Here is a 21,022-nt window from a genome sequence, read left to right as displayed (position 1 = left end):
CACGGGCTCCTATCGGTAGTCGGCGAAGATTCGGCGGTCCACGCCATCGACGGTGACCGGGCCGCCGTGGGGGAGGATCCACTGCGGTCTGGTGTGGCCGAACGGGACACCGACGCAGACGACTGCTTCGGGGTTGTAGCGGGTCACCATCTCGACGACCGTGTCGCGCTGCTGCTCGCGTAGCCGTACCCGATCTGCGGCGGCGGGTCGGCGGGTGTGGTCGGAGACCGGCGGACGGGCGACCAGGACCGCGTCGACGGCGCTGAGGAGACCGCGTTCACCAAGTGATCGGACAATCCACCCGACATCACGCGCCGGTAGAAGCTCCTCCGACGTCTCGATGATCAGCACCCCGCCGCGCAGAGCCTCGGGGGGAAACGGGAAGCGTCCCGCCGTCAGGATCCACTGGATGACTTCCAGGCAGCCACCCCAGGTGGGACCGGTGACTGCGCGGCGTGGTCCGTGCCAGCTCCACGGCTCGGTCGGTTCGCGTTCTCCGAAGGACGTCAACGCCTCCGGATTGGCCCAGGAGATTCCGACATCCTCGGACTCACCCGGGTCGGTGATCTCCAGCCGCTCCCCGGTTAGCAACGCCGCTCGCAGCGACCGGACGTGGATGTCGTCCACGGCCGGCCCGGGGCCGAGGTGCACCTGGGATGACCCGCCATAGAAGCTGGCGACGCCGAGCCCCCAGAGCCAGTGGTGCAGGTTGGTGTTGTCGCTGGTGCCGAGGAACGGCTTCGGATCGGCCCGGGCGAGGCCCGCGTCCAGGTGCGGGATGACAGTGATCTGGTCCTCGCCGCCGATGACGGCGAGAATGCCGCGTACCCGGGGATCCGCGAAAGCGGCGTTGATGTCCGCCGCACGGGCTGCCGCGCTCGCACCGACCTGGCGGGTGGTGGGGTATTCCACCGGGACGAGGCCGGTCAGGTCAGCAAGCCGTCGCATGGCCTGCTCGTGGATCTCGGGGAAGGCGCCTGCCGCGGCGAAGGACGGCGAGATGACGGCGATCTGGTCGCCTGGGCGTGCCTTCCGAGGACGGACGAGCTCATGTTTCATGTCGAGATCCAACAGGTGCGCCAGCCCGTGCGCATCTCATTTCAGCACCAGCACGTGGCTGCCTAGATCGTTCTCTCGGCGGCGAAGTAGGGCTCGGCCGCCTCCAGTCGGGGCACCTCCACGCCCAGCCTGCGCGCCTCCGCCAGGGTGTCGCGGCAGACCGCGCGCAGCTCCTCGGGGTTGGCGTGAGCCTCCATGACCAGGCGCACCGGCGGGAAGTGCCTGAACAGCCAGGCCATCGCCGGTGCTGCCAGCCAGACGGGAGCGGTGAAGGGCAGCAGCTCGCTGCGGTGCCGCCGCAGATCGACACCCCGAGCCTCGACGAGCGGCAGGAGTTCGCGGGTGGCAAGAATAGCTTCGCGTACGCCGCCGGTCGTCAGCTTGGACAACGAGCCCAGCTTCAGGCTCTGCGTGTGCAGGCCTGCGTTCTGGACGAAGTGGATTGACAGCCAGCCACGGAAGTCGGAGTTTTCCTGGATCCTGAACCCCGCCTCACGAAACACCTGGCGCACGGCCCGCTCGCGCTCGGTCGGCGGCCGGTCGAAAGTGCCGAAGAAGACCACGGGCAGCAGAGCCCCACGCAGCACACCGTCCTCGCCGAAACCGCCGCCAGCCCCGGGGAAGCCCCAGGCCACCTGATCGGCGGGAAGGTGTTCGGTCGCGGCCAGCGGCTCGACCCACAGGTTGTTGAAGACGAGCACCGTGGCTTTACCCACACGCGGTCCCAGGAAGGCCGCAGCCTCCGCGAAACCGTAGTGCTGCACGCTGAGCACGATCAGATCGAAGTCATGGTCCGGCTCCAGCGACTCGCGGTAGCGCACCGGCCACCTCTCGGCGACGCGCTTTCCCCACGGCCGTCGCCGGGCGTCGAGCAGATCAAGATCAATGGCATCGCCGTACGCTGCCGCCCGCCCCGGCCGGACAAAGAACTCGACCTGGTGCCCGGCCCGTTCCAGGGCCCACCCGTACGTCGCGCCGATGACGCCCCGGCCGAACATCAAGATCTTCACGCGGCACCTCGTACCCTATAATTGGAGATCGTCTCCGGTTATTCAAAATATGGAGACAGTCTCCACTTGTCAACATGGGGCCCCACGTGACCGATGCCAAGCCACTGCGCGCCGACGCCCGCCGCAACCGCGACGCCCTGATCGCCAAGGCCCGCGAGCTGTTCGCCGGCGGCTGCTTCAACCTGCGCTTCGACGACTTCGCCAAACTCGCTGGTGTGGGCACCGGCACGCTCTACCGCCACTTCCCCACCCGGGAAGCCCTGGCCGAGGCGGTCTACCGCGAAGAGCTGACGGCGATGTGCGACCGCGCCCACGAGCTGCAAGTCACCCTCCCCGCCGACGAGGCGCTGGAATCCTTCCTGCGTGGCTTCGTGGACCACCTGCACAGCCACGAGGGCCTCGCCCGCACCCTCGCCACGCTCATGGCCACCCAGTCGGGCGCGCTGGCAGAGGGTGCCCAGGCCCTGGGTCAGGTCATCGACGACCTGCTGGCCGCCGCCGTCGCGACCGGAACCATCCGCGACGACGTGGGTGCCGGCACCGTCATGATGGCCCTCCACGGCATCTGTGCGGCCTACGACCACCCGACCTACCGCACCGACGCGGACGGCGTCATCACCCTCGTCCTCGCCGGCCTCCGCCGCACGGCACCATGAGTAGTGCGCTGATCTCGGCAGACAGGGGATCGACGGTGGTAGTTCCTGCGGGCCTCGACACCGGCTAGGGTCCGGCGTGGAGGTGGTCCGTGTTCACCGAAGCCTTTCCGATCGTGACGACACCTGACCTGCCACGACTGATCGCGTTCTACCGGGACGTGGTCGGCTTCGAGCTGACCTACCGGTTCCCGGACGAGGGCGCACCGGAGTTCGTCGCTCTGCGGCTGGGCAGCAGCGAGCTCGGCCTGGCCGCCAACCCGGAGGCTGGCGGGCCGGCCGACTCGCACCGCTGGGAGCTGTGCGTCTACGCCGATGACTGCGACGCGGCCGTGCGGGCGCTGCGCACGGGTGGCGCGACGGTCACCGAGGAACCGGTCGACCAGCCCTGGGGTGAGCGGTCCGCGCGGGTCACCGACCCCGATGGCAACCGGTTGTTGGTGCTGGCCCGGCTGTAGACGTCCGTGCCCGCCAAGAGTGCGGTCATCGTCTCCAGAACAGGAGATGGGTGACTCCGCTGGGGCTGGGCACCGACTCGAGGTGGAAGCGGTCGAGCAGTTCGTCGGGGCTGTTCCACAGACGCTCACCCCGTTCGAGGTCGACCGGCGCGACGGCGATGTGCATCGTGTCGACCAGATCCGCCTCGATGAACTCACGGATGGTCGCCACCCCACCACCGAGGCGTACGTCTCGCCCGGCGGCTGCCTGCTTCGCCCTGTCCAGGGCCTCGGCCGGGCTGGCGTCGAGGAAGTGGAATGTGGTGTCGGCCAGGGTGAACGACGGGCGTTCGTGGTGGGTGAGCACGAAGACTGGCGTGTGGAACGGCGGGTTGTCCCCCCACCATCCCTGCCACTCATGGTCCTCCCAGGGGCCACGCTGGGGGCCGAACTTGTTGCGACCCATGATCTCCGCGCCGATGTTGCACTCGGCGTCGCGGGTCAGATAGTCGTCCAGGCCGCGAGTGCCGCCCGGCTCGGTGCGATACACGAAGCTGGCGGTGGCGGCACGCCAGGAGAACAGCGGGGTGGGGTCCGCGTGGCCGAAGGGCCGTTCCAGGCTCTGCCCCTCTCCGGTGCCGAACCCGTCGCGCGAAACGTTGAAGCACTGCACCCGCAAGAGTTGCGGCACGGTGGTCTCCTTCTGAGTCGATGGGCCGTGATTCAGTTCGCGGTCACCGTCGGGCCACCTCCGCTGCCCCGGTCGTCGAGCACGAGCGGGGCCCGACCGCGCACCGCGTACCGGATGTGGGTCACCTGCGGGGTGGCAAGGACGCGGGTCGGCGTCAGCTCGATCCCCTCCTTCTCGCCCAGGTCGAGGTCCGCGTCGAACAGCCGCAGACCGGTGCCGAGCACGACAGGTACGACGTGCAGCTCCAACTCGTCGAGCAGGCCGGCCTTGAGTACCTGCCGCACCATGCTGCCGCCCCCGGCTATGGCTACGTCCTTGCCGCCGGCCACGGCGCGCGCCTGCTCGACGGCGCTGGCCACGCCATCGGTGACGTAGGTGAAGCTGGTGCCCCCGCCCCTGCGCAACGGCTGGCGGGGGCGGTGGGTGACGACGAAGACCGGTGCACGAAACGGCGGCTCCTCGCCCCAGGGCACCTCACCCCCGTCGGCCATCCGGCGTCCCATCACGTACGCGCCGGCCGCGCCGAACGACTCGGCGATCACCTCGGAGTTGGTGTCCTGCTCCCCGCCGGCAAAGCCCTGCCGTTCGCGCCAGGCCGCGGCCTCGGTCGCCCACCGGGTGACCCGGAAGAACTTGGCGCTCTCCGCCGAGGCCATCCAGTCGCCGTCCCCGTCGAAGCGTGGGCCGGCGTAGAAGCCGTCCACCGACACCGACAGCTGTGCGGTCACCTTCGTCATCGCGCCTGGTCCTCTCCTCGGGCGCCACCCTGCCTGGGTGTCGCTCGCCGAGGGGTCGGAGCCGAATGCAAGCTCCCTACTGGGCAGACTGGTGATGCACGTCACTCATTGTCTGACGCTGCTGGACCTACGGCCTGCGGTCGACGATCGCCGCCTCGATCCGCAGACCGAGGCCGGTCAGGATCAGGAAGGCGGCGAAGATGTGTGGCTCAAGCCCGTCGTAGCTGGACATCATGCTGAGCAGTGTCGTCATGAAGCCGGCCACCAGCGAGACTGTGCCGAACGCTCGCACGGTGCCGATCCGCTGCGCGTGTAGGTCCACAAGCCGAACGGTAGCGAGAACCTGGTCGCGGTGGTGTCCCCGGCTAGGCTGGCGATCATGCGGATTGGCATCGTGATCCTGCCGGACCAGCGGTGGTCGGAGGCGCAGCGTCGCTGGCGGCAGGTCGACGAGTGGGGTTTCGACCACGCCTGGACGTACGACCACCTGGGCTGGCGTGACCTGGTTGACGGCCCGTGGTTCGACTCGATGGCCACGCTGACCGCCGCCGCCACGGTGACCTCGCGGATCCGGCTGGGCACCCTCGTGGCGTCGCCGAACTTCCGGCACCCGGCGGCGTTCGCCCGGCAGATCACCACGGTGGACGACGTCTCCGACGGTCGGTTGCTGCTCGGCCTAGGCGCGGGCGGCATCGGCTTCGACTCGGCGGTGCTGGGCGGTGAGACGCTGCCACCGCGTCAGCGGGTCGACCGGTTCGCCGAGTTCGCCGAGTTGTTGGACCTGATCCTGCGGGAGGACGGCACCACCTGGCGTGGTGACTGGTTCGCCGCGGTGGACGCCCGCAACAACCCCGGCTGCGTTCAGCAGCCTCGGGTGCCGTTCGTGGTGGCTGCCAACGGACCACGGTCGATGCGGCTGGTGGCCCGCTTCGGGCAGGGATGGGTGACCACCGGCACCGGTGACGACAACGACCTGGCGGGTTGGTGGGCCAGCGTGTCGGCGCTGTCCGCGCGAATGGACCGGACCCTGGACGAGGCCGGCCGCGACCCGGCCAGCCTGGACCGTTACCTCTCGCTGGACGCGGCACCGGTCTTCTCGCTCAGCAGCGCACAGTTCTTCGCCGATCAGGTCGGCCGGGCCGCTGAGTTGGGCTTCACCGACGTGGTGACGCACTGGCCGCGCGCCAGCAGTTGGTACGCCGGTGACGAGGCCATCCTGGTGGACGTGGCGACGCGGTTGCTGCCACAACTGCGCGGCTGAGGCCCCCCACACCCGCCGCGTCAGGTGCCGAGGTCGCCGCTGGCCACTCCACCCTCGCCGCCGGAGACCAGCCGGAGCCGGAGGCAGACGATCGGCGTTTCGCCGTCGACCGGCGTGCCGAGCCGCGCCCAGTACGCCGAGTGCCCGGCCCGCCACTCCTCGATCGAGCGGTCACCCTCACCTTCGGCGCGGGCGAAGTCCCACGGCACGTCGGCGAAGCGGACCACCTCGACTCCGGTGATCTCCACGACGCCGGCCAGCGCGTTGTCGTCGTCGACCAGGGCCAGGCGTTCGCCCACGTGCTCCAACTCCTCGCCCTCTTCCGCGTACTCGGCGAGGCGACCGGCTGTCGCGGTCTTCACGCCGGCCAGCACCAGGGTGTTGAGGGTTGCCCGCAGCTCGCCGGGGGTGCCGAGGGCGAGGGTGCGCAGTTCACCGATCCGAGGCCACATCCTGCCGAGGCTAGGCCAGCGCGGGCCGGGCTGCCGCCGCAATACGCCCGGCTCGTTGGTGCGCGTCAAGCCGGCAGGTCGGCGGCGTTGATCAGGCCGGTGACCCGGAGGTCGGCCGCGACGTCGGGCGGGCAGTCCACGGCCACCACGGCGGTGCCCAGCACCTCAGCGCCCCGAGCGGCGCAGATGTCGTAGAGAGCGTGGAGCTGCGCGCCGGTGCGCACCCAGTCGTCCACCACCAGCACCCGGTCTTCGGGGCCGAGGTGCCGGTCCCGTACGGCGAGGTCGACCCGTCGGCCCCGGTAGTCGGGTGGGCTCTGCGCCCAGGTGAGTGGCCCGGCCGGCAGTCGCCCGTCGCCGGGTTTGTGCGCGGCCACGAACCCGACCCCGAGGGCGGTGGCGGCCAACGGCCCGAGCAGCAGCCCGGTGACTGCCGGGGCGAGCACCACCGTCGGCCGGGCGGCCCGGTACGGCGCCACCAGGGCCGGTCCCAGCTCAGCCAGCACCGCCGGATCCCGCCACCAACCGGAGATGTCGCTGACCAGGTGACTGCTGTCGGGGCCGGGGTCGATCCACCGGAACAGGGCGGCGAGGCGCTCGGTCAGCTCAGCGGACATCCGCTCATCCTGCGGCACTGGCGGTTGGCGTGGCAGCCGGCACTGGCGGTCGACGTGGTGGCGTGGCGGCACCTGGGCCGCCCGGCCCATCAGGGGTCGGATGATCGGCTAACGTATCTGGGCAAATGCGGGCATATCAACATGATCACGTTGACTTCGGAAGTACTTCTCTCGTTACGGTCCGACCCGGTTTGTTCAGACGACGAAAGGACCGGGCCGGTGGCAGGCAAGCACTCTCGTACCCGCATCTTCTCCTCCCCGGCGGGCATCGTCGCCACCGCGGCGGTCGGCGTCGCCCTCGCCGTCGGCGGCACCGTCGGTGCCGTGCAGCTGGCCTCCGGCCCCGACCAGTCGGGTCAGGCGGCCCTCGAGTTCACCCCGACCACCGCCGCGAGCAGCCTCACCCCCAGCTCCCCGGCGGTCTCGCCGAGCGCCAGTGCCTCGCCGAGTGTGACCGCCAGCCCGTCGGCGACCCGGTCGCAGCAGGCCGCCTCCCGGGCCAAGCCCCGCACCGCGTCGCCGAAGCCGACCACCAAGAAGACCACCGCCGCCGCGAAGGTGCTGGAGAGCGGCTCGTGCGGCGCCTCGTTCTACTCGGACGGGCAGCTCACCGCCAACGGCGAGTCGTTCAACCCCGGCGCGCTGACCGCCGCGCACAAGACGCTGCCCTTCAACACCAAGGTCCGGGTGACCAACCCGGCCAACGGCAAGTCGGTGACGGTGCGGATCAACGACCGTGGCCCGTTCATCGAAGGCCGCTGCCTGGACCTCTCCCGGGCCGCCTTCGCCAGCATCGCCTCGGTCGACGTCGGCGCGCTCACCGTCCGCTACGAGGTTCTCGGCTGACCGCGCTGGGCGACGCCGATTCGGCCGGCCAACTGGGCCGGCCGGACAGAACCTTCTCGGACGACGGGTCAGGTCCATTCACCGGCTCACGTCGATCAGGCAAACTGTCCCTCGTACCCACGCGACTCCTCCAGTCGGGCCGTCGCCCGCTGAGCCCCGGATCCCGCGCCGGCCTCGGCGCGGCCCTCGTTCTGCTCGCGCTCGTGTCGGCGGTGGAGGCGGCGGACGGCCGCAAGGTGCACTACCTCGCGCTCCTGGCGGCCGCGCCAATCCTCGCCGCCGCCCTGGCATCCTGGCTGGTGGTCCTGGGCGTGGGCGTCGCGGCGACCCTGATCGGCGCCGGCTTCGCGCTGATCGCGCCGGAGATGTCGCTGGTCACCTCGGTCAACGTTGTCGCGGTCGCACTCGCCACCGGGTTGGCCATGGCAGTGGCGTGGGTTCGGCAGCGGCAGGCCGAGCGGATCGTCGAGCTGACCAAGCTCGCCGCGGTGGCCCAGCAGGCGGTGTTGCGCCCGCTCGGGCCGCAGGTCGGGACGCTCTCGGTCGCGGGACGCTACATCTCGTCCACCGCGACGGCCGAGATCGGCGGCGACCTGTACGAGGCGATCGACACCCCCTACGGCGTACGCATGATCATCGGCGACGTGCGGGGCAAGGGCCTGGACGCGGTCCGGCTGGCCAGCATCGTCCTCGGCTCCTACCGGCACGTGGCATACGAACGGGCCGACCTGCGGGCCGTCGTCGCCGACCTGGACCGCGCGGTGGCCCGTAACGTCGGCGACGAGGACTTCGTCACGGCGGCCCTGGTCGAGGAGCGTGGCGGCACCCTCACGATCGTCAACTGCGGGCATCCGCCACCGCTGCTGCTGCGTCGCGGCGCGGTGATCCCGCTGGAACCGCCGGCGCCGGCGCCTCCGCTCGGGTTCATGCCGGTGGTCCGCCCCCGGGTCGAACGCCTGGAGCCCGGGGACCGGCTGCTGTTGTTCACCGACGGCCTCGGCGAGGCGCGGCGGGACGGTGAGTTCTTCCCCACCGCCGACCGGGCCTGGCGACTGCTCGGCCACGGCACGGTCGCCGACGGGCTAGCCTCGCTGGAGACCGCCCTGGTCGAGTGGGTCCACGGTCGGCTCGACGACGACATCGCGCTGGTCCTGATGGAGTATGTCGGTGCTCGTACCGGCGCGGCAGTCGCCGTCCCGAGCTGGGAGGTCGGCGCCGCCGAGAGCTGAGCCCGGCCGGCGCGCGAAGGTGTGTAATCGCCGTCACTTGGGTGATCCGCTTGTCGCTGCCTACCCGCGAGTAATACAGTTCGGAGTTACTGATCGGTAACACCTGTCCGGAAGCGGGGCCAGCGAGCATGACCCACTACAAGAGCAACCTCCGGGATCTCGAGTTCAACCTGTTCGAGGTCTTCGGGGCGGACCGGGCGTTCGGCCAGGAGCCGTACTCGGATCTCGACACCGACACCGCCCGCAGCTTCCTCGCTGAGGTCGACCGCCTCGCCCGCGAGGACCTGGCCGCCAGCTACACGGACAGTGACCGCAATCCGCCGGTCTTCGACCCGGCGACGCACACCGCGCCGCTGCCGGAGTCGTTCAAGAAGTCCTACCAGGCATTCATGGACTCCGAGTTCTGGCGTCTGGACCTGCCGCCGGCGCTGGGCGGCACCAACGCGCCGCGTGCCCTCTGGTGGGCGCTCGCCGAGCTGGTGCTCGGTGCGAACGCCCCGGTCTGGATGTACGCCTCCGGCCCGTCCTTCGCGCACGTGCTGCACGTCGAGGGCACCGAGCGGCAGAAGCGGTGGGCCAAGCTCTTCATCGACAAGCAGTGGGGCTCCACGATGGTGCTCACCGAGCCGGATGCCGGCTCGGACGTGGGCGCGGGCCGCACCCGGGCGATCCAGCAGCCCGACGGCACCTGGCACATCGAGGGTGTGAAGCGCTTCATCACCTCGGGTGAGCACGACCTGAGCGACAACATCGTGCACTACGTGCTGGCCCGTCCGGTGGGTGTGGAGGGCGTCGGTGGCCCCGGCACCAAGGGCCTGTCGCTCTTCGTGGTGCCGAAGTTCCACTTCGACGAGACCACCGGCGAGCTGGGCGAGCGCAACGGCGTCTACGCCACAAACGTCGAGCACAAGATGGGCCTGAAGGTCTCCAACACCTGCGAGGTGACCTTCGGCGAGCACGGCGTGCCGGCCAAGGGTTGGCTGCTGGGCGACCGGCACGACGGCATCCGGCAGATGTTCATGATCATCGAGTACGCCCGGATGATGGTCGGCACCAAGGCCATCGCCACCCTCTCCACCGGCTACCTCAACGCCCTCGAGTACGCGAAGAACCGGGTGCAGGGCGCCGACCTGATCCAGCAGGCGGACAAGACCGCCCCCCGGGTCACCATCACCCACCACCCGGACGTACGCCGCTCGCTGCTGCTGCAGAAGTCGTACGCCGAGGGTCTTCGTGCTCTGGTCCTCTACACCGCCACCTGGCAGGACAAGGTCGCGCTCGCTGAGGCTGCCGGCGACGAGCAGGCCACCAAGCTGGCCAAGCGGGTCAACGACCTGCTGCTGCCGTTGGTCAAGGGCGTCGGTTCCGAGCGTGCGTACGAGCTGCTCGGGCACGAGGCACTGCAGACCTTCGGCGGCTCGGGGTTCCTCCAGGACTACCCGCTGGAGCAGTACGTCCGCGATGCCAAGATCGACACCCTGTACGAGGGCACCACCGCCATCCAGAGCCTCGACCTGATCTTCCGCAAGATCGTTCGGGACAACGGCAAGGCGCTGCTGGCGGTCTCCGGCGAGATCCAGGAGTTCATCTCCTCCGAGGCGGGCAACGGCCAGCTCAAGGAGGAGCGGCAGGCACTCGGCAAGGCGCTGGCCGAGATCCAGAACATCCTCGGCGTGCTGACCGGCTGGCTGGGCGAGGCGCAGGGCGGCGACACCCGCGCGCTCTACAAGGTCGGGCTGAGCAGCCGGCGCTTCCTGCTGGCGATCGGCGACCTGGTGGTCGGCTGGCTGCTCCAGCGGCAGGCCGAGGTGGCGCTGAAGGCGCTGGCCGGCGACATGTCCGCCAGCGACAAGGCGTTCTACACCGGCAAGGTGGCCGCAGCCCGTTTCTTCGCCCGCGAGGTGCTGCCCCGCATCGGTTCCGACCGGCGGATCATCGAGGGCGCCGACCTCGACATCATGGACCTCCCGGAGGAGGCCTTCTAGGTCCTGTGCTGGGTCGCACCACCCGGCACCGACGGCCGGCGGGGCAGGTCTGCCCCGCCGGCCGTCGCCGTCTCGCCCCGGCGGTGGGCACGTATTGGGCTAGCCCGGTCGGGTATGCCGGTGGCGTGGCGGGTAACCGTCGCGTGACCTCGAAAGGGAACGCCCAGAGCCACCGCACGGGGGAGTGCAGCGCATATGGGTGTAGGAAGCGGCATTTTTCTCATCGCCATCGGCGCGATTCTGACCTTCGCGCTGAGAGCCAACGTCTGGTGGATCGACGTACGAGCGGTCGGCTGGGTGTTCATCCTGGCCGGGCTGGCCGTACTGCTGACCACGGTCTGGTTCTGGCAGGACCGGCGCAAGCGGGCACGAACCCTCATCGTGGAGGAGAACCGGCTGTCTCATCCGACGGCGATGATGCCGCCACCGCCGGACCCGCCACCACCAACCGCGCCGCCGTCCTGATCCCTGCTGGACGCGTACCCCTGAGCCACCCGCCGGATCGGCGGGTGGCTCAGTCGCGTGCGGTGTGTCGGGCCGTGAGCGGCGCTCCCGCCCGGCTCAGCTCCGCCCAGCCGGTCGGGCAGCGGTGCACCGCCAGCTCGGCGGTGCGCAACCCCTCCTCGTCCGCCCCCTCCGGATCGAGCAGCGCGGAGAGCAGCGAGATGCCCGGATTGTGGGCAATGAGCAGCGCTGTGCGGGCTGCCGGATCCACCGTGCGGACCAGCGACAACAACTCCTCCGGATGCGCGTCGTACGCGCCTGGCTCATAACGGACGGTCGGGCGAGGACCGGTCGGGCCACCCTCCGGCGGTGAACCCGTCATCCCCATCGCCACCCCGTGCCAGGTCTGCCGGGTGCGGCGGGCTGTCGAGCAGATCACCACGTCGGGCAGGAGCCCGTGGTGCGCCAACCAGGCACCAGCCGCAGCCGCGTCGGCGTTGCCGCGGGCGCTCAGCGGCCGTTCGGCGTCGTCCGCCGCGTCGCTGCCCTGCTCGGCCTTCGCGTGCCGCAGCAACACCAGCGTCCGGGTCTCGGGGTCGGCGTCCGTCATGCCACCAGCTTGCCCGATTGGCGATCTCCGTGCCGGGGTAAGTCGTTGGATGCCGCACCCCTACCGACGGCCGCGGCGCGACGTACGCCAGGTTAGAGCCGAGGAGCGAGACATGGGCATTGGTGGCAGCATCTTCTTGATCGCGTTAGGCGCGATCTTCGCGTTCGCAGTGGAGGCCGACCTGGGTTGGCTGAACCTGGCCGTGGTCGGCTGGGTGCTGATGCTCGCCGGTGTCGCCGGCCTGCTCGCCACCCTCTACTTCTGGAGCAGCCGCCGCCGCACGGTGGTCGCCGCACCGGTCCGCGAGGAGCGCGTGGTAGCCGACCGGGTCGTGCCGGTCCAGGACGACCAGGTCATGCGGGAGTACCGCGAGGTGCGTCGGCCGGGCCGGCCGGTCTGATCCTCGCTCGCACACTCCGGGGTCCCGCAGCGTCGCGGGGCCCCGGCTCGCGTGTCGCCCCAGCCCTAGGTCCCCGGTCCCCGGCCCTCGCCGCGGCGTCGGGTCTGCTGATGTCAGGCGAACAGCGCGAAGTAGATCGCGATGTGGTGACAGAGCGCCGCCACCAGGGTGCAGGCGTGGAAGAACTCGTGGTGGCCGAAGACGGTCGGCCATGGATTGGGTCGCCGCAACGCGTAGAAGACCGCACCGATGCTGTAGATCGCGCCACCGACGATCAGCAGCACCAGTGCCGTGACGCCACCGCCGTGCAGGATCTCCGGCAGCATGGCCACCGCCACCCAGCCCAACGCCAGGTAGAGCGGCGCGGACACCCAGCGCGGCGCGTGCGGCCAGACCACCTTGACCGCCACGCCGGCCAGCGCACCGCCCCAGACCAGGGCCAGCATCACGGTGGCCGGCCGGGGTTCGAGCAGCATGGCGCAGAGCGGTGTGTACGTACCGGCGATGAACACGAAGATCATCGAGTGGTCCATCCGGCGCATCACCTGGTAGCCGCGCTCTGACCACACCCGACGGTGGTAAAGCGCGCTGGTGCCGAAGAGACCGCAGACCGTCAGGCTGTAGATGAGACAGCTGACCAGGGGTGCCCACCCCGGCCGGGTGGCGGCGATCGAGCAGAGCACGATGCCGCAGACCAGGGCGACGAAGAAGGCGTACGTGTGTAGCCAGCCGCGCATCCGGGGCTTACCGATGTCGACCGGCTTCAGGCGAAGCGGGGCGGAAGTGCTCACGTAGTCAGGTTACGGCACCGTAGGTTACTTGGAAGTAGTGGCGTTGGTGACACCCGGCACCGTTGTCGTGAACACCGGATCGGAATCACATCGGCGAGGATGAGCGGATGCGGATCCGACCCGTCGGGGCGCACGCCCTGCTACTCGACTGCACAGCCCCCACCGACGTCCCCGAGGCCGCGGCCGGCGTCCCCGAGGCCGCGCTGGTGGAAGCGTGGCGGGCCGAGTTGTGGCGGCGTCGGGAGCGGGGGGACCTGATCGCCGTCGAGATCGTGCCGGCAGCCCGGACCGTCCTGCTCGACGGCCTGCCCGACCCGAGCGCCACGGCAGAGCAGCTGACCCGATGGGCGTCCGCCGTCGCCATCGCGACCACCCGCCCCGCCGAGGCCCACGCCGAAGCCGCCGACGACGACGCGGCGGAGGTGGTCGTACCGGTGTTCTTCGACGGGCCGGACCTGCCGGCGGTGGCGGAGCACTGGGGCGTGGACGAGTCGGCCGTGCGGCACCTGTTGACCAGCACCCGGTTGCGGGTCGCGTTCTGCGGCTTCGCCCCCGGGTTTCCCTACCTGACCGGGCTGCCCGCCGAGTTGGCGTTGCCCCGGCTGGCCACGCCTCGGCCCCGGGTGCCGGCCGGCTCGGTCGCGCTGGCCGGCCCGTACGCGGGCATCTACCCGAGCGCGTCGCCGGGCGGCTGGTTGCTGGTCGGCCGGACCGACCTGGTCCTCTTCGACGTGGCCGCCGACCCGCCGACCCGACTCGGTCCGGGGACCACGGTCCGGATGGTGGCGGCGTGACCCACCGGGGCAGCATCGAGGTGCTCCGCGCCGGTGCGCTCACCACCGTGCAGGACCTGGGTCGGCCCGGCTGGGCGCACCTGGGCGTACCCCGGTCCGGTGCCCTCGACCCGGCTGCCCTGCGGCTGGCCAACCGATTGGTCGGCAATGCGGAGCACGCGGCCGGGCTGGAGATCACCCTGACCGGCTGCACCCTGCGGCTGACCCGGGCCAGCACGGTGGCGGTCACCGGCGCGGAGGTCCCGGTGCAGGCGGGTGTTCGGCCCGGGGACACCGGACGCCCGCTGAGCGTGCCGGCCGGGGCGGTGCTGCGGATCGGTCCCGCCCGACGGGGCGTACGGAGTTGGCTGGCGGTGGCGGGCGGCATCGACCTGGCACCGGTGCTGGGTAGTCGGGCCACCGACACCCTCTCCGGGCTCGGCCCGCCTCCGCTGCGGGACGGTGACCTGCTGCCGCTCGGTGATCCGGTCGACGCCCCCGCACCGGTGGACCTGACCGTGTGCCCCACGCCGCCTGAAGAGCTGCACCTGACGCTGGGCCCCGGTCCTCGCGAGGACTGGTTCATGCCGACCGCGCTCGACCGGCTCTTCGGCAGCGCGTACACCATCAGCCCGGTGAGCAACCGGGTCGGCGCGCGGCTCGCCGGCGCGGCGCTGCCCCGCGCGGTCGCCGGCGAGCTTCCCAGCGAGGGCATCGTGCTCGGCGCGGTGCAGGTGCCGGCGGACGGACAACCCCTGATCTTCCTCGCGGACCATCCGACCACCGGTGGATACCCCGTCATCGGGGTGGTGACCGACGTGACCCCGCTCGCGCAGGCCCGCCCAGGGACTACCGTCAGATTCCATGGACCTCAACGCTGACCTGGGCGAGGGATTCGGCATCTGGCGACTCGGCGACGACGAGGCGTTGCTGAGCCTCGTGACCTCGGCCAACGTCGCCTGCGGCTTCCACGGCGGCGACCCGTCCACGATGCGGCGGGTCTGCGAGGGCGCCGCACGACGCGGGGTCGCGGTGGGTGCGCAGGTCGGCTATCGGGACCTGGCCGGCTTCGGCCGGCGGCATATCGCGTACGACTTCGCCGAGCTACGCGACGAGGTGACCTACCAGTTGGGGGCGCTGGACGCGTTCTGCCAGCTGTTCGGCACCCGGGTCCGCTACCTCAAGCCGCACGGCGCGCTCTACCACGCGACAAGCATCGACGAATCCCAGGCAGCGGCGGTGGTCGCCGCCGTCAGCGGCTACGACCCCGAGCTGCCCGTGCTCTGCCTGTCCGGCTCGACGCTCGCCCAACTCGCCGTCGGCGCGGGCCTGCCGGTGGTCGCCGAGGCCTTCGCCGACCGGGCCTACCTGCCCAACGGGGCGCTGGTGCCGCGCGGCACCCCCGGCGCGGTGATCACCGATCCCGAGCAGGTGGCCGAACGGGCGGTGCGGATGGCCACGCAACGCATCGTGGTGGCGGTCGACGGCACCGTGATCCCCTGCTCGGTCGACTCGATCTGCGTGCACGGCGACACCCCCGGCGCGGTCTCCGCCGCCGAACTCGTCCGCGCCACCCTGATCGACGCCAACGTCACCCTGGCCCCGTTCGCGTGACCTTCAGGGGCCCACCGGGCCCCTGAAGGTCACGTCAGGCGTCCAGGCCGCGCAGCACCAGCGGCAGCCGGGTCGCTGCGCCGTCGACCAGCCGGACCGGTACGCCCCAGTCCTGCCGGGTCAGGTGGCAGGCCGCGTGCTCGACGTCCGCGTCGCAGGTCGCCGCCTGGGCGGTCACCTGAAGCACCCCGGCGGTGACCTCGCCGTTGAGCACCAGCCGGCGGGACAGCTCGGTGCCCGTGCCGGCACCCTCCACCAGCAGCTCCGGCGGGGACGCGGAGACCACCAACCGGGTCGATGGCCCGTACGTCTCGTCCAGCTTCTGCCCTGGCGCGGGGGTGAAGACGATGTCCAGGGTGACCTCGCCGGCCGCGATGTCGGTCGGCTTGCGCTCGGTGCGGTGCCGAGGCCCGTCCACCGTGCTGGCACCCGCCGCCGACAGGGCACCGGGGGCGAGCCGGGTCAACCGGTGCGCGGCGGACTCCACCACCAGCACCTCACCGGACGGGGTGAGCACCAGGTCGCTCGGCTCCGCCAACCCGTCGGCGACGGTGGAGACCTGGTTGCTGGCCGGGTCGAAGCGGCGCACCGCGCCGTTGTACGTGTCCGCGATCAGCACCGAGCCGTCCGGCAGCGCGCACACACCCAGCGGGTGCTGGAGCAGCGCCGACTCCGCCGGGCCGTCCACGTGCCCGAAGTCGAACAGGCCCTGCCCGACGGCGGTGCCCAGCACCCCGTTCTCGACGTACCGGATGGAGCTGGTCTCGCTGTCGGCCACCCAGAGCCGGGTGCCGTCGGTGGAGACGGAGAGCCCCGACGGCTGCGCCATCCACGCCTCGGCCAGCGGGCCGTCCCGTAGCGCCTCCACGGTGGTGCCGGCGTACATGCCGGCGGTCCGCTTGATCGGGTCGAACCACCAGAGCTGGTGGATGCCGGCCATCGCCACGATCAGCTTGTCGTCGTACCAGGCCAGGTCCCACGGGGAGGAGAGATCCACGGCGAGCGCGTCGTGGGCGTGGTCGTCGACCTCGGCGCGCCACTGCCGGCCGCTGCCGGCCACGGTGACCACCTCGCCGGACTCCAGCCGTACGCCACGCAGCAGGTGGTTGACCGTGTCGGCCACCACCAGGTCGTAGCCGGCGACCTCGGCGACGTGCGTGGGCAGCAGGCACACGCCCTGCGGCTCGGAGAACGTCGCCGCGGCGGCCGGCCCATCGGCCCGGCCCCGCTCGCCCGAGCCGATCCGGCGTACCGGCGTCTCGCCGTCCGGGGCAACCTCGACCAGGGAGTGCCGGGCCGAGTCCGAGACCAGCAGGTTGCCGTTCGGCAGCAGCACCGCCTTACCGGGGAAGCGCAGCGCGGTCTCCGGTGCCGGCGGTGGGACGTACGGCCCGTCACCCCGGTGCAGGGTCCCCTTGGCCTCGTGGGTGGCGATCAGCTCGTCGATCAGTCGGGCCAGGCCCTCGGCGTGCCCCTCGCCAGCCATCGTGGCCACCACGTAACCCTCGGGGTCGATCACCGACAGGGTCGGCCAGGCCCGGGCCGCGTACTGCTGCCACATGTCCAGCTCAGGATCGTCGAGTACGGGGTGGTGCACCCCGTACCGCTCCACGGCCGCGGCGAGCGCGTCGGCGTCCTTCTCGTGCTCGAACTTCGGCGAGTGCACGCCGATCACGACGAGCACATCGCCGTACTTCTCCTCCAGCGGACGCAGCTCATCGAGCACGTGGAGGCAATTTATGCAGCAAAAAGTCCAAAAATCCGCGACGACGATCTTGCCGCGGAGGTCCTGCAAGGTCAGATTACGGCCGCCGGTGTTGAGCCACTGCCGACCCCGTAGCTCAGGGGCACGTACACGCGCTGTCGTTCCCATGCCTGCCAGCCTGCCACGCCCCGTGGGCCCAGCCGCCGTGACCCGTATGACAAGCGTCCTAGCCTGTGCCGCCTTCGTTGCGCTCCCGGCGCTTTGCGGCGTACTCGCGGACCATCCGGTGACACGGGTAGGCAAGTTGACCTGCGCCGATCTTGCACTTTCTGTCCCGACCTAAGGTGCATTTGGGTGCAGAAGAACGACCGAAACTGCAAGGTCGACGGGTCGAGCTGCGAGTAGCTGGCTCAGTGGCCTAGCTTCCCAATCTCGCTGACCTCGGTCTCAAGAGTGGGACAGGCCCAGACTGCTCGCCCGGCGCGTACCACCGCTGCCAGGGGGTGGCTATCGGGATGCTGGGGACAGGGCGGCCAGTTGGTGGCACAGTCCAGTGACCACAGTGTCTCCACTGCCCATTCCTGAACCTGGTCGGCGAGCGCGACGACCTGTGTCACGGTGGGTAGGCCGAGGTCGATCGAGATCCCTCGGCCGGAACCGTCTGGGGCGTAGAGGAAGGCACTGGCGGTCTGTGGGTCCTCTCGCCACGACTCATCGCGAAGATCGGGCTGCACCCCGCCAGGCTTCCCAAGATCGGCCCCAGCGCCGCCGCCAGCTCGCGTTCCACGACCGAATTGTGCCTGAAGCAAGAGGCTCCGGGTACGACGACGGCGGGGCCACGGTTACCCGTGGCCCCGCCGTCGGTGGAGCTACTTCGTGGTCGGCTTCAGGCAGAGCACCCGGTTGGTGCCCCCGCCCGGCAGCACCACGTGGGGCTGCGTCGTGTCGGTGCACTTCTCCTTGGCGTCCACCTTCGTGACGATCGTGAACGCGCCCGCCTCGCCGCAGTCCGCAGCCGAGGCGCCACCCTGCCCGGACTGCTTCACGCAGGTGCCGACCGCCGGGTCGAAGGCCGGCGCGTCGTCCTTGCCGACCTTGCCGAGCAGCAGCAGCAGACCGAGCGGCACCGCCAGGATGAGCACCGCGGCGATCAACACGGCGGCCAGCACCCGGCCGTTGCGTACCTTCGGTGTCGGTGCTTCGACCTTCGGCTCGGCGGCGTCCGGCTTGAACGCGTCGAACCGGCCCTGGTCCGCCTGACCGGCCTCCTGGCCCCAGGCCGGCGCGGGGTGTGCCGGAGGCGGGAACGACGGCGGGAAGCCGCCGCCCGGCACCGGCTCGGTTGCCGGCGCGGCACCGAAGCCCGGCCCGCTGAAGTCCGGCCCAGCGGAGCTCGGGCCACCGAAGTTCGGCGCACCGAAGGTCGACGTCCCGTTCACCGTGCCGGTGCCAGCGGCCGGCGACCCGGGGCCGCCGAACTGGTCCACTGCCGGCTCGGCGCTGGAGTGCGGCCGAACGCCGTTCACCGGCCGGTTGTTGCCCGGGGCGTCGACGAAGGACGGCACACCGGGCGGGAAAGCCGGCGGGGCGTCGTTGAACGCGCTCGGTGCGGGCTGCCGGTCGTCGAAGCGCGGCTCGGCCGGAGAATCGCCGCCCCAACCAGCCCCGAGCTGCCGCGGCGGCTCGTTCTGCCAGTCGGGTGCGACCTGGCGCTGCGGCTCGTTCTGCCACTCCGGAGCGACCTGACGGTCGGCGCCCGGGTCGCCCCCGAACGCCTCCGGCTCCGGCTCGGCCTCCGGCTCGGGTCGAGCCGGGCGGCCGTACACCCGGGGTTGGGGTGTGGCCGTGCCGGTCGGTCGGATCGCCTGGTCGGTCGGGGGCATCACCCGGCTGGCCAGCGGCACCGAAGCGCTCGCCGTGGCCCGGGCACCCGCGCCGGCTGCCGACTCGGGCTCCGACACCGGTACGACCGCACGGCCCGCTCCGGACTCCGGAGAGGTACGCGGGGCGGGCACCGCCCCACTCGCGGAGGCGTCGTCGGTGCGGCCCCCGTACTGCGCGGCGGCGTCCGGGGTCTCCCGCTCGGAGTAGGCGGGCTGCTCGGGGATCGCGGCGAACTGGGCCTGGGGCGCGTAGTCGGCCGGCGGGGCGGCGGCCAGGCTCGCACCCGGCACACGCTGCTCCTGCGGAGGCAGGGGCACCGCGTTCGCCGGCGAGATGCCCGGCGCGGGCCCGGGCTGGTAGGCCGGTGCCTCATCGCCCCGGTCCGACTCCCAGCCGGCACGGGACTGTGCGGAAGCTTCCGCCTCCGCGCGACCCCACACCTCACCGGGTGCCCACGGCTCTACCTCCGGCACGCCGGAGTTGCCACGCGCGGCGTTGTCCGGGCTGGCGGGCCAGCCGGGCGTGCCGTCGTTGCCGGGCACGCTGGCGCTGGCCCGGGCGGGGAGGTTGCTCTGCTCCGCGGGGGTCCACCCGGCCTGCTCCGGCCGCTCGGTCGGCTGCTCCGGTTGCGGGAGCACCCAGTCGGGCTGCTGCGGACGGTTCTCGGCGCTGCCCCAGGCGGCCGGCTGCGCGGGCTGGTCCTGCCGCGCGTCGCTGCCGTCGTTCCACCCTGAAGGCTGCACCTGCTGCTGCGCGGCCCACCCGCCGGAGTGCGCAGGGTCGTCCTGCGCGGGCCAACTCGCCGTCGGAGCCGGAACCTGGGCCGCACCACGGGCCGCATTCGGCTGGGCGGCCTGACCCCAGTCGGGGGCAGGCTGCTCGGTCGGTTCGGCGGGCTGGCCCCAGGCCGGTGGCGACTGCTCGGCCGGCGTCCACACCGGCTGGTCGTCGCGGGCGGCACCGCTGGCGGGCCAGCCGCCGTTGCCGGCAGCCTGGTCCTGCTGGGCGCCGCTGGACCAGCCGGCGGCCTGCGCGGATTCGGGTTGCGGAGACTCGGCCCCGCGCCAGTCACCGGCGGACGGGTTGGCCTGCGCCGCGCCGCCCCAGCCGCTGGCGGCCGGGTCCTCCTGGGCGGGCCAGGCGGTGGTGGCCGGGGGAACCTGGGCGGCACCCCGCGCGGCCGGCTGGGCCTGCACCCAGTCTGGCTGCTCAGCGGCCGCGCTCGGGGTCCAGGCCGGCGCAGGTGCGCTCTGCTCGGTCGGTGTCCAGCCCTGCTGCTGCGCTGCCCAGGGGGCGGGCTGCGCCGGGGTCGGCGCGCTCTCGTTGCCGGGCCACGCGCCGGGCTGCTGCTGCGGCGGCTCGCTTGCGCCACCGCCGGCGGCCCAGGCGGGCTGCGCTGGGTCGTTGGACTGGGGAGCAGCGGCGGCACCCCAGGCGGGGGCCGGCGGCTGCTCGGGCTGGGTCGCCCATGCCGGTGCCGACGGGTTGGGCCGCGTCGGGGGCGGGGGTGCCCAGCCCAGGTCGGGGCCGGCGGCGTTCTGGCCGTTGTCCGGCTGCGCCGGGCGGTCGCCGTACGGCGCCGGTCCGCCGGCGCCCGGTGACACCTCGTCCGGCTCTTGGCCGGGTCGGTGCGGGCCCTCGGACGTCATGGGTGCGCCTCCTCCATCACATGTCGGCTCGCCGGTGCCGATCGGTCTCCTCGGCGTGGCTGCCGGCGTCACCGGCGTGCCGCTGTGCCGGCTCCCCGCACGGTATCGGGTGGTGGCACGACACGTCCAAGGAGCACTGGCCGTCACTCGCCGTGGTCGGTTGATGTCAAGCAGC

At 71.6% G+C, this 21,022-nt stretch carries 22 protein-coding genes; 11 read left to right on the top strand and 11 right to left on the bottom strand.

Going from position 1 to position 21,022, the window contains the following annotated elements; all coding sequences use genetic code 11:
- Positions 1-9 precede the first annotated feature (9 nt).
- Positions 10-1,059 carry an LD-carboxypeptidase gene (locus tag IF46_RS0107640; RefSeq protein WP_084597814.1) on the bottom strand — a complete coding sequence of 350 codons (1,050 nt, stop codon included), beginning with the start codon at positions 1,057-1,059 and terminating at the stop codon, positions 10-12.
- A gap of 62 nt (positions 1,060-1,121) precedes the next feature.
- The gene (locus IF46_RS0107635; protein ID WP_232233965.1) at positions 1,122-2,057 is read right to left on the bottom strand and encodes a ketopantoate reductase family protein; all 936 of its coding nucleotides are present in this window, start codon (positions 2,055-2,057) and stop codon (positions 1,122-1,124) included.
- Between the two features lie 98 nt (positions 2,058-2,155).
- Here IF46_RS0107635 and IF46_RS0107630 point away from each other — a divergent pair, with 98 nt between their 5' ends.
- The gene (locus tag IF46_RS0107630; RefSeq protein ID WP_030487575.1) at positions 2,156-2,725 is read left to right on the top strand and encodes a TetR/AcrR family transcriptional regulator; all 570 of its coding nucleotides are present in this window, start codon (positions 2,156-2,158) and stop codon (positions 2,723-2,725) included.
- A gap of 113 nt (positions 2,726-2,838) precedes the next feature.
- Positions 2,839-3,180 carry a VOC family protein gene (locus IF46_RS0107625; protein ID WP_232233964.1) on the top strand — a complete coding sequence of 114 codons (342 nt, stop codon included), beginning with the start codon at positions 2,839-2,841 and terminating at the stop codon, positions 3,178-3,180.
- Positions 3,181-3,205: 25 nt separating this feature from the next.
- Here the strand turns inward: IF46_RS0107625 and IF46_RS0107620 are convergent, their stop codons facing one another.
- The 3 genes from IF46_RS0107620 to IF46_RS0107610 all read right to left on the bottom strand — a co-directional run bounded on the left by IF46_RS0107620 (position 3,206) and on the right by IF46_RS0107610 (position 4,909).
- Positions 3,206-3,850 carry a dihydrofolate reductase family protein gene (locus IF46_RS0107620; protein ID WP_030487573.1) on the bottom strand — a complete coding sequence of 215 codons (645 nt, stop codon included), beginning with the start codon at positions 3,848-3,850 and terminating at the stop codon, positions 3,206-3,208.
- Positions 3,851-3,882: 32 nt separating this feature from the next.
- Positions 3,883-4,587, bottom strand: coding sequence for a dihydrofolate reductase family protein (locus IF46_RS0107615; protein ID WP_030487572.1), 705 nt, complete (start codon positions 4,585-4,587; stop codon positions 3,883-3,885).
- A gap of 127 nt (positions 4,588-4,714) precedes the next feature.
- On the bottom strand, positions 4,715-4,909 hold the full coding sequence (locus IF46_RS0107610) for a hypothetical protein (protein ID WP_030487571.1): 195 nt from the start codon (positions 4,907-4,909) through the stop codon (positions 4,715-4,717).
- A gap of 57 nt (positions 4,910-4,966) precedes the next feature.
- Here IF46_RS0107610 and IF46_RS0107605 point away from each other — a divergent pair, with 57 nt between their 5' ends.
- A complete protein-coding gene (locus tag IF46_RS0107605) occupies positions 4,967-5,848 on the top strand; it encodes an LLM class flavin-dependent oxidoreductase (protein WP_030487570.1) in 882 nt (293 codons plus the stop codon).
- A gap of 20 nt (positions 5,849-5,868) precedes the next feature.
- Here IF46_RS0107605 and IF46_RS0107600 read toward each other — a convergent pair whose 3' ends face one another.
- Positions 5,869-6,300, bottom strand: a complete 432-nt coding sequence (locus IF46_RS0107600) for an ASCH domain-containing protein (RefSeq protein ID WP_030487569.1) — start codon at positions 6,298-6,300, stop codon at positions 5,869-5,871.
- Positions 6,301-6,365: 65 nt separating this feature from the next.
- Positions 6,366-6,917, bottom strand: a complete 552-nt coding sequence (locus tag IF46_RS0107595) for a phosphoribosyltransferase family protein (protein ID WP_030487568.1) — start codon at positions 6,915-6,917, stop codon at positions 6,366-6,368.
- Positions 6,918-7,136: 219 nt separating this feature from the next.
- Between IF46_RS0107595 and IF46_RS0107590 the strand changes: the two genes are divergently transcribed.
- The 4 genes from IF46_RS0107590 (at position 7,137) to IF46_RS0107575 (ending at position 11,442) form a co-directional block, all read left to right on the top strand.
- Positions 7,137-7,763: a septal ring lytic transglycosylase RlpA family protein gene (locus tag IF46_RS0107590; protein WP_030487567.1), complete on the top strand. Its 627-nt coding sequence runs from the start codon at positions 7,137-7,139 to the stop codon at positions 7,761-7,763.
- A 104-nt stretch (positions 7,764-7,867) separates the two neighbouring features.
- Entirely contained in the window at positions 7,868-8,992 is a 1,125-nt protein-coding gene (locus IF46_RS0107585; RefSeq protein WP_030487566.1) for a PP2C family protein-serine/threonine phosphatase, read from the top strand.
- 128 nt (positions 8,993-9,120) lie between these two features.
- Entirely contained in the window at positions 9,121-10,977 is a 1,857-nt protein-coding gene (locus tag IF46_RS0107580; RefSeq protein WP_030487565.1) for an acyl-CoA dehydrogenase, read from the top strand.
- A gap of 195 nt (positions 10,978-11,172) precedes the next feature.
- The gene (locus tag IF46_RS0107575; protein WP_030487564.1) at positions 11,173-11,442 is read left to right on the top strand and encodes a DUF6458 family protein; all 270 of its coding nucleotides are present in this window, start codon (positions 11,173-11,175) and stop codon (positions 11,440-11,442) included.
- A gap of 49 nt (positions 11,443-11,491) precedes the next feature.
- On the opposite strand, the gene IF46_RS0107570 is transcribed toward IF46_RS0107575, so the two are convergent.
- The gene (locus tag IF46_RS0107570) at positions 11,492-12,031 is read right to left on the bottom strand and encodes a SixA phosphatase family protein (RefSeq protein WP_030487563.1); all 540 of its coding nucleotides are present in this window, start codon (positions 12,029-12,031) and stop codon (positions 11,492-11,494) included.
- 112 nt (positions 12,032-12,143) lie between these two features.
- Between IF46_RS0107570 and IF46_RS0107565 the strand changes: the two genes are divergently transcribed.
- Complete coding sequence (locus tag IF46_RS0107565; protein WP_030487562.1) at positions 12,144-12,431, top strand: DUF6458 family protein; 288 nt, start codon at positions 12,144-12,146, stop codon at positions 12,429-12,431.
- A 113-nt stretch (positions 12,432-12,544) separates the two neighbouring features.
- Here the strand turns inward: IF46_RS0107565 and trhA are convergent, their stop codons facing one another.
- Positions 12,545-13,222 carry a PAQR family membrane homeostasis protein TrhA gene (trhA, locus tag IF46_RS0107560; RefSeq protein WP_030487561.1) on the bottom strand — a complete coding sequence of 226 codons (678 nt, stop codon included), beginning with the start codon at positions 13,220-13,222 and terminating at the stop codon, positions 12,545-12,547.
- A 107-nt stretch (positions 13,223-13,329) separates the two neighbouring features.
- On the opposite strand from trhA, the gene IF46_RS0107555 reads away from it, so the two are divergent.
- From IF46_RS0107555 to IF46_RS0107545, 3 genes are read left to right on the top strand one after another with little or no spacing between them, the layout of a single operon-like run.
- Positions 13,330-14,016 carry a 5-oxoprolinase subunit B family protein gene (locus IF46_RS0107555; RefSeq protein WP_030487560.1) on the top strand — a complete coding sequence of 229 codons (687 nt, stop codon included), beginning with the start codon at positions 13,330-13,332 and terminating at the stop codon, positions 14,014-14,016.
- Positions 13,914-14,876: a biotin-dependent carboxyltransferase family protein gene (locus tag IF46_RS0107550; protein WP_420063551.1), complete on the top strand. Its 963-nt coding sequence runs from the start codon at positions 13,914-13,916 to the stop codon at positions 14,874-14,876. The genes IF46_RS0107555 and IF46_RS0107550 overlap by 103 nt, the downstream gene beginning before the upstream one ends.
- A complete protein-coding gene (locus IF46_RS0107545) occupies positions 14,860-15,609 on the top strand; it encodes a LamB/YcsF family protein (RefSeq protein WP_030487559.1) in 750 nt (249 codons plus the stop codon). Before IF46_RS0107550 ends, IF46_RS0107545 begins: the two co-directional genes overlap by 17 nt.
- A gap of 34 nt (positions 15,610-15,643) precedes the next feature.
- Here IF46_RS0107545 and IF46_RS0107540 read toward each other — a convergent pair whose 3' ends face one another.
- Both IF46_RS0107540 and IF46_RS0107535 read right to left on the bottom strand, forming a co-directional pair.
- Entirely contained in the window at positions 15,644-17,482 is a 1,839-nt protein-coding gene (locus IF46_RS0107540; protein ID WP_030487558.1) for an NHL domain-containing thioredoxin family protein, read from the bottom strand.
- A 701-nt stretch (positions 17,483-18,183) separates the two neighbouring features.
- Entirely contained in the window at positions 18,184-20,847 is a 2,664-nt protein-coding gene (locus tag IF46_RS0107535) for an LppU/SCO3897 family protein (RefSeq protein ID WP_030487557.1), read from the bottom strand.
- Positions 20,848-21,022: the final 175 nt, after the last annotated feature.

The sequence above is a fragment of the Micromonospora chokoriensis genome (genome assembly GCF_000718555.1).
Classification (GTDB): Bacteria; Actinomycetota; Actinomycetes; order Mycobacteriales; family Micromonosporaceae; genus Micromonospora; species Micromonospora chokoriensis_B.
This window is presented reverse-complemented; position numbering and strand designations above follow the sequence as displayed.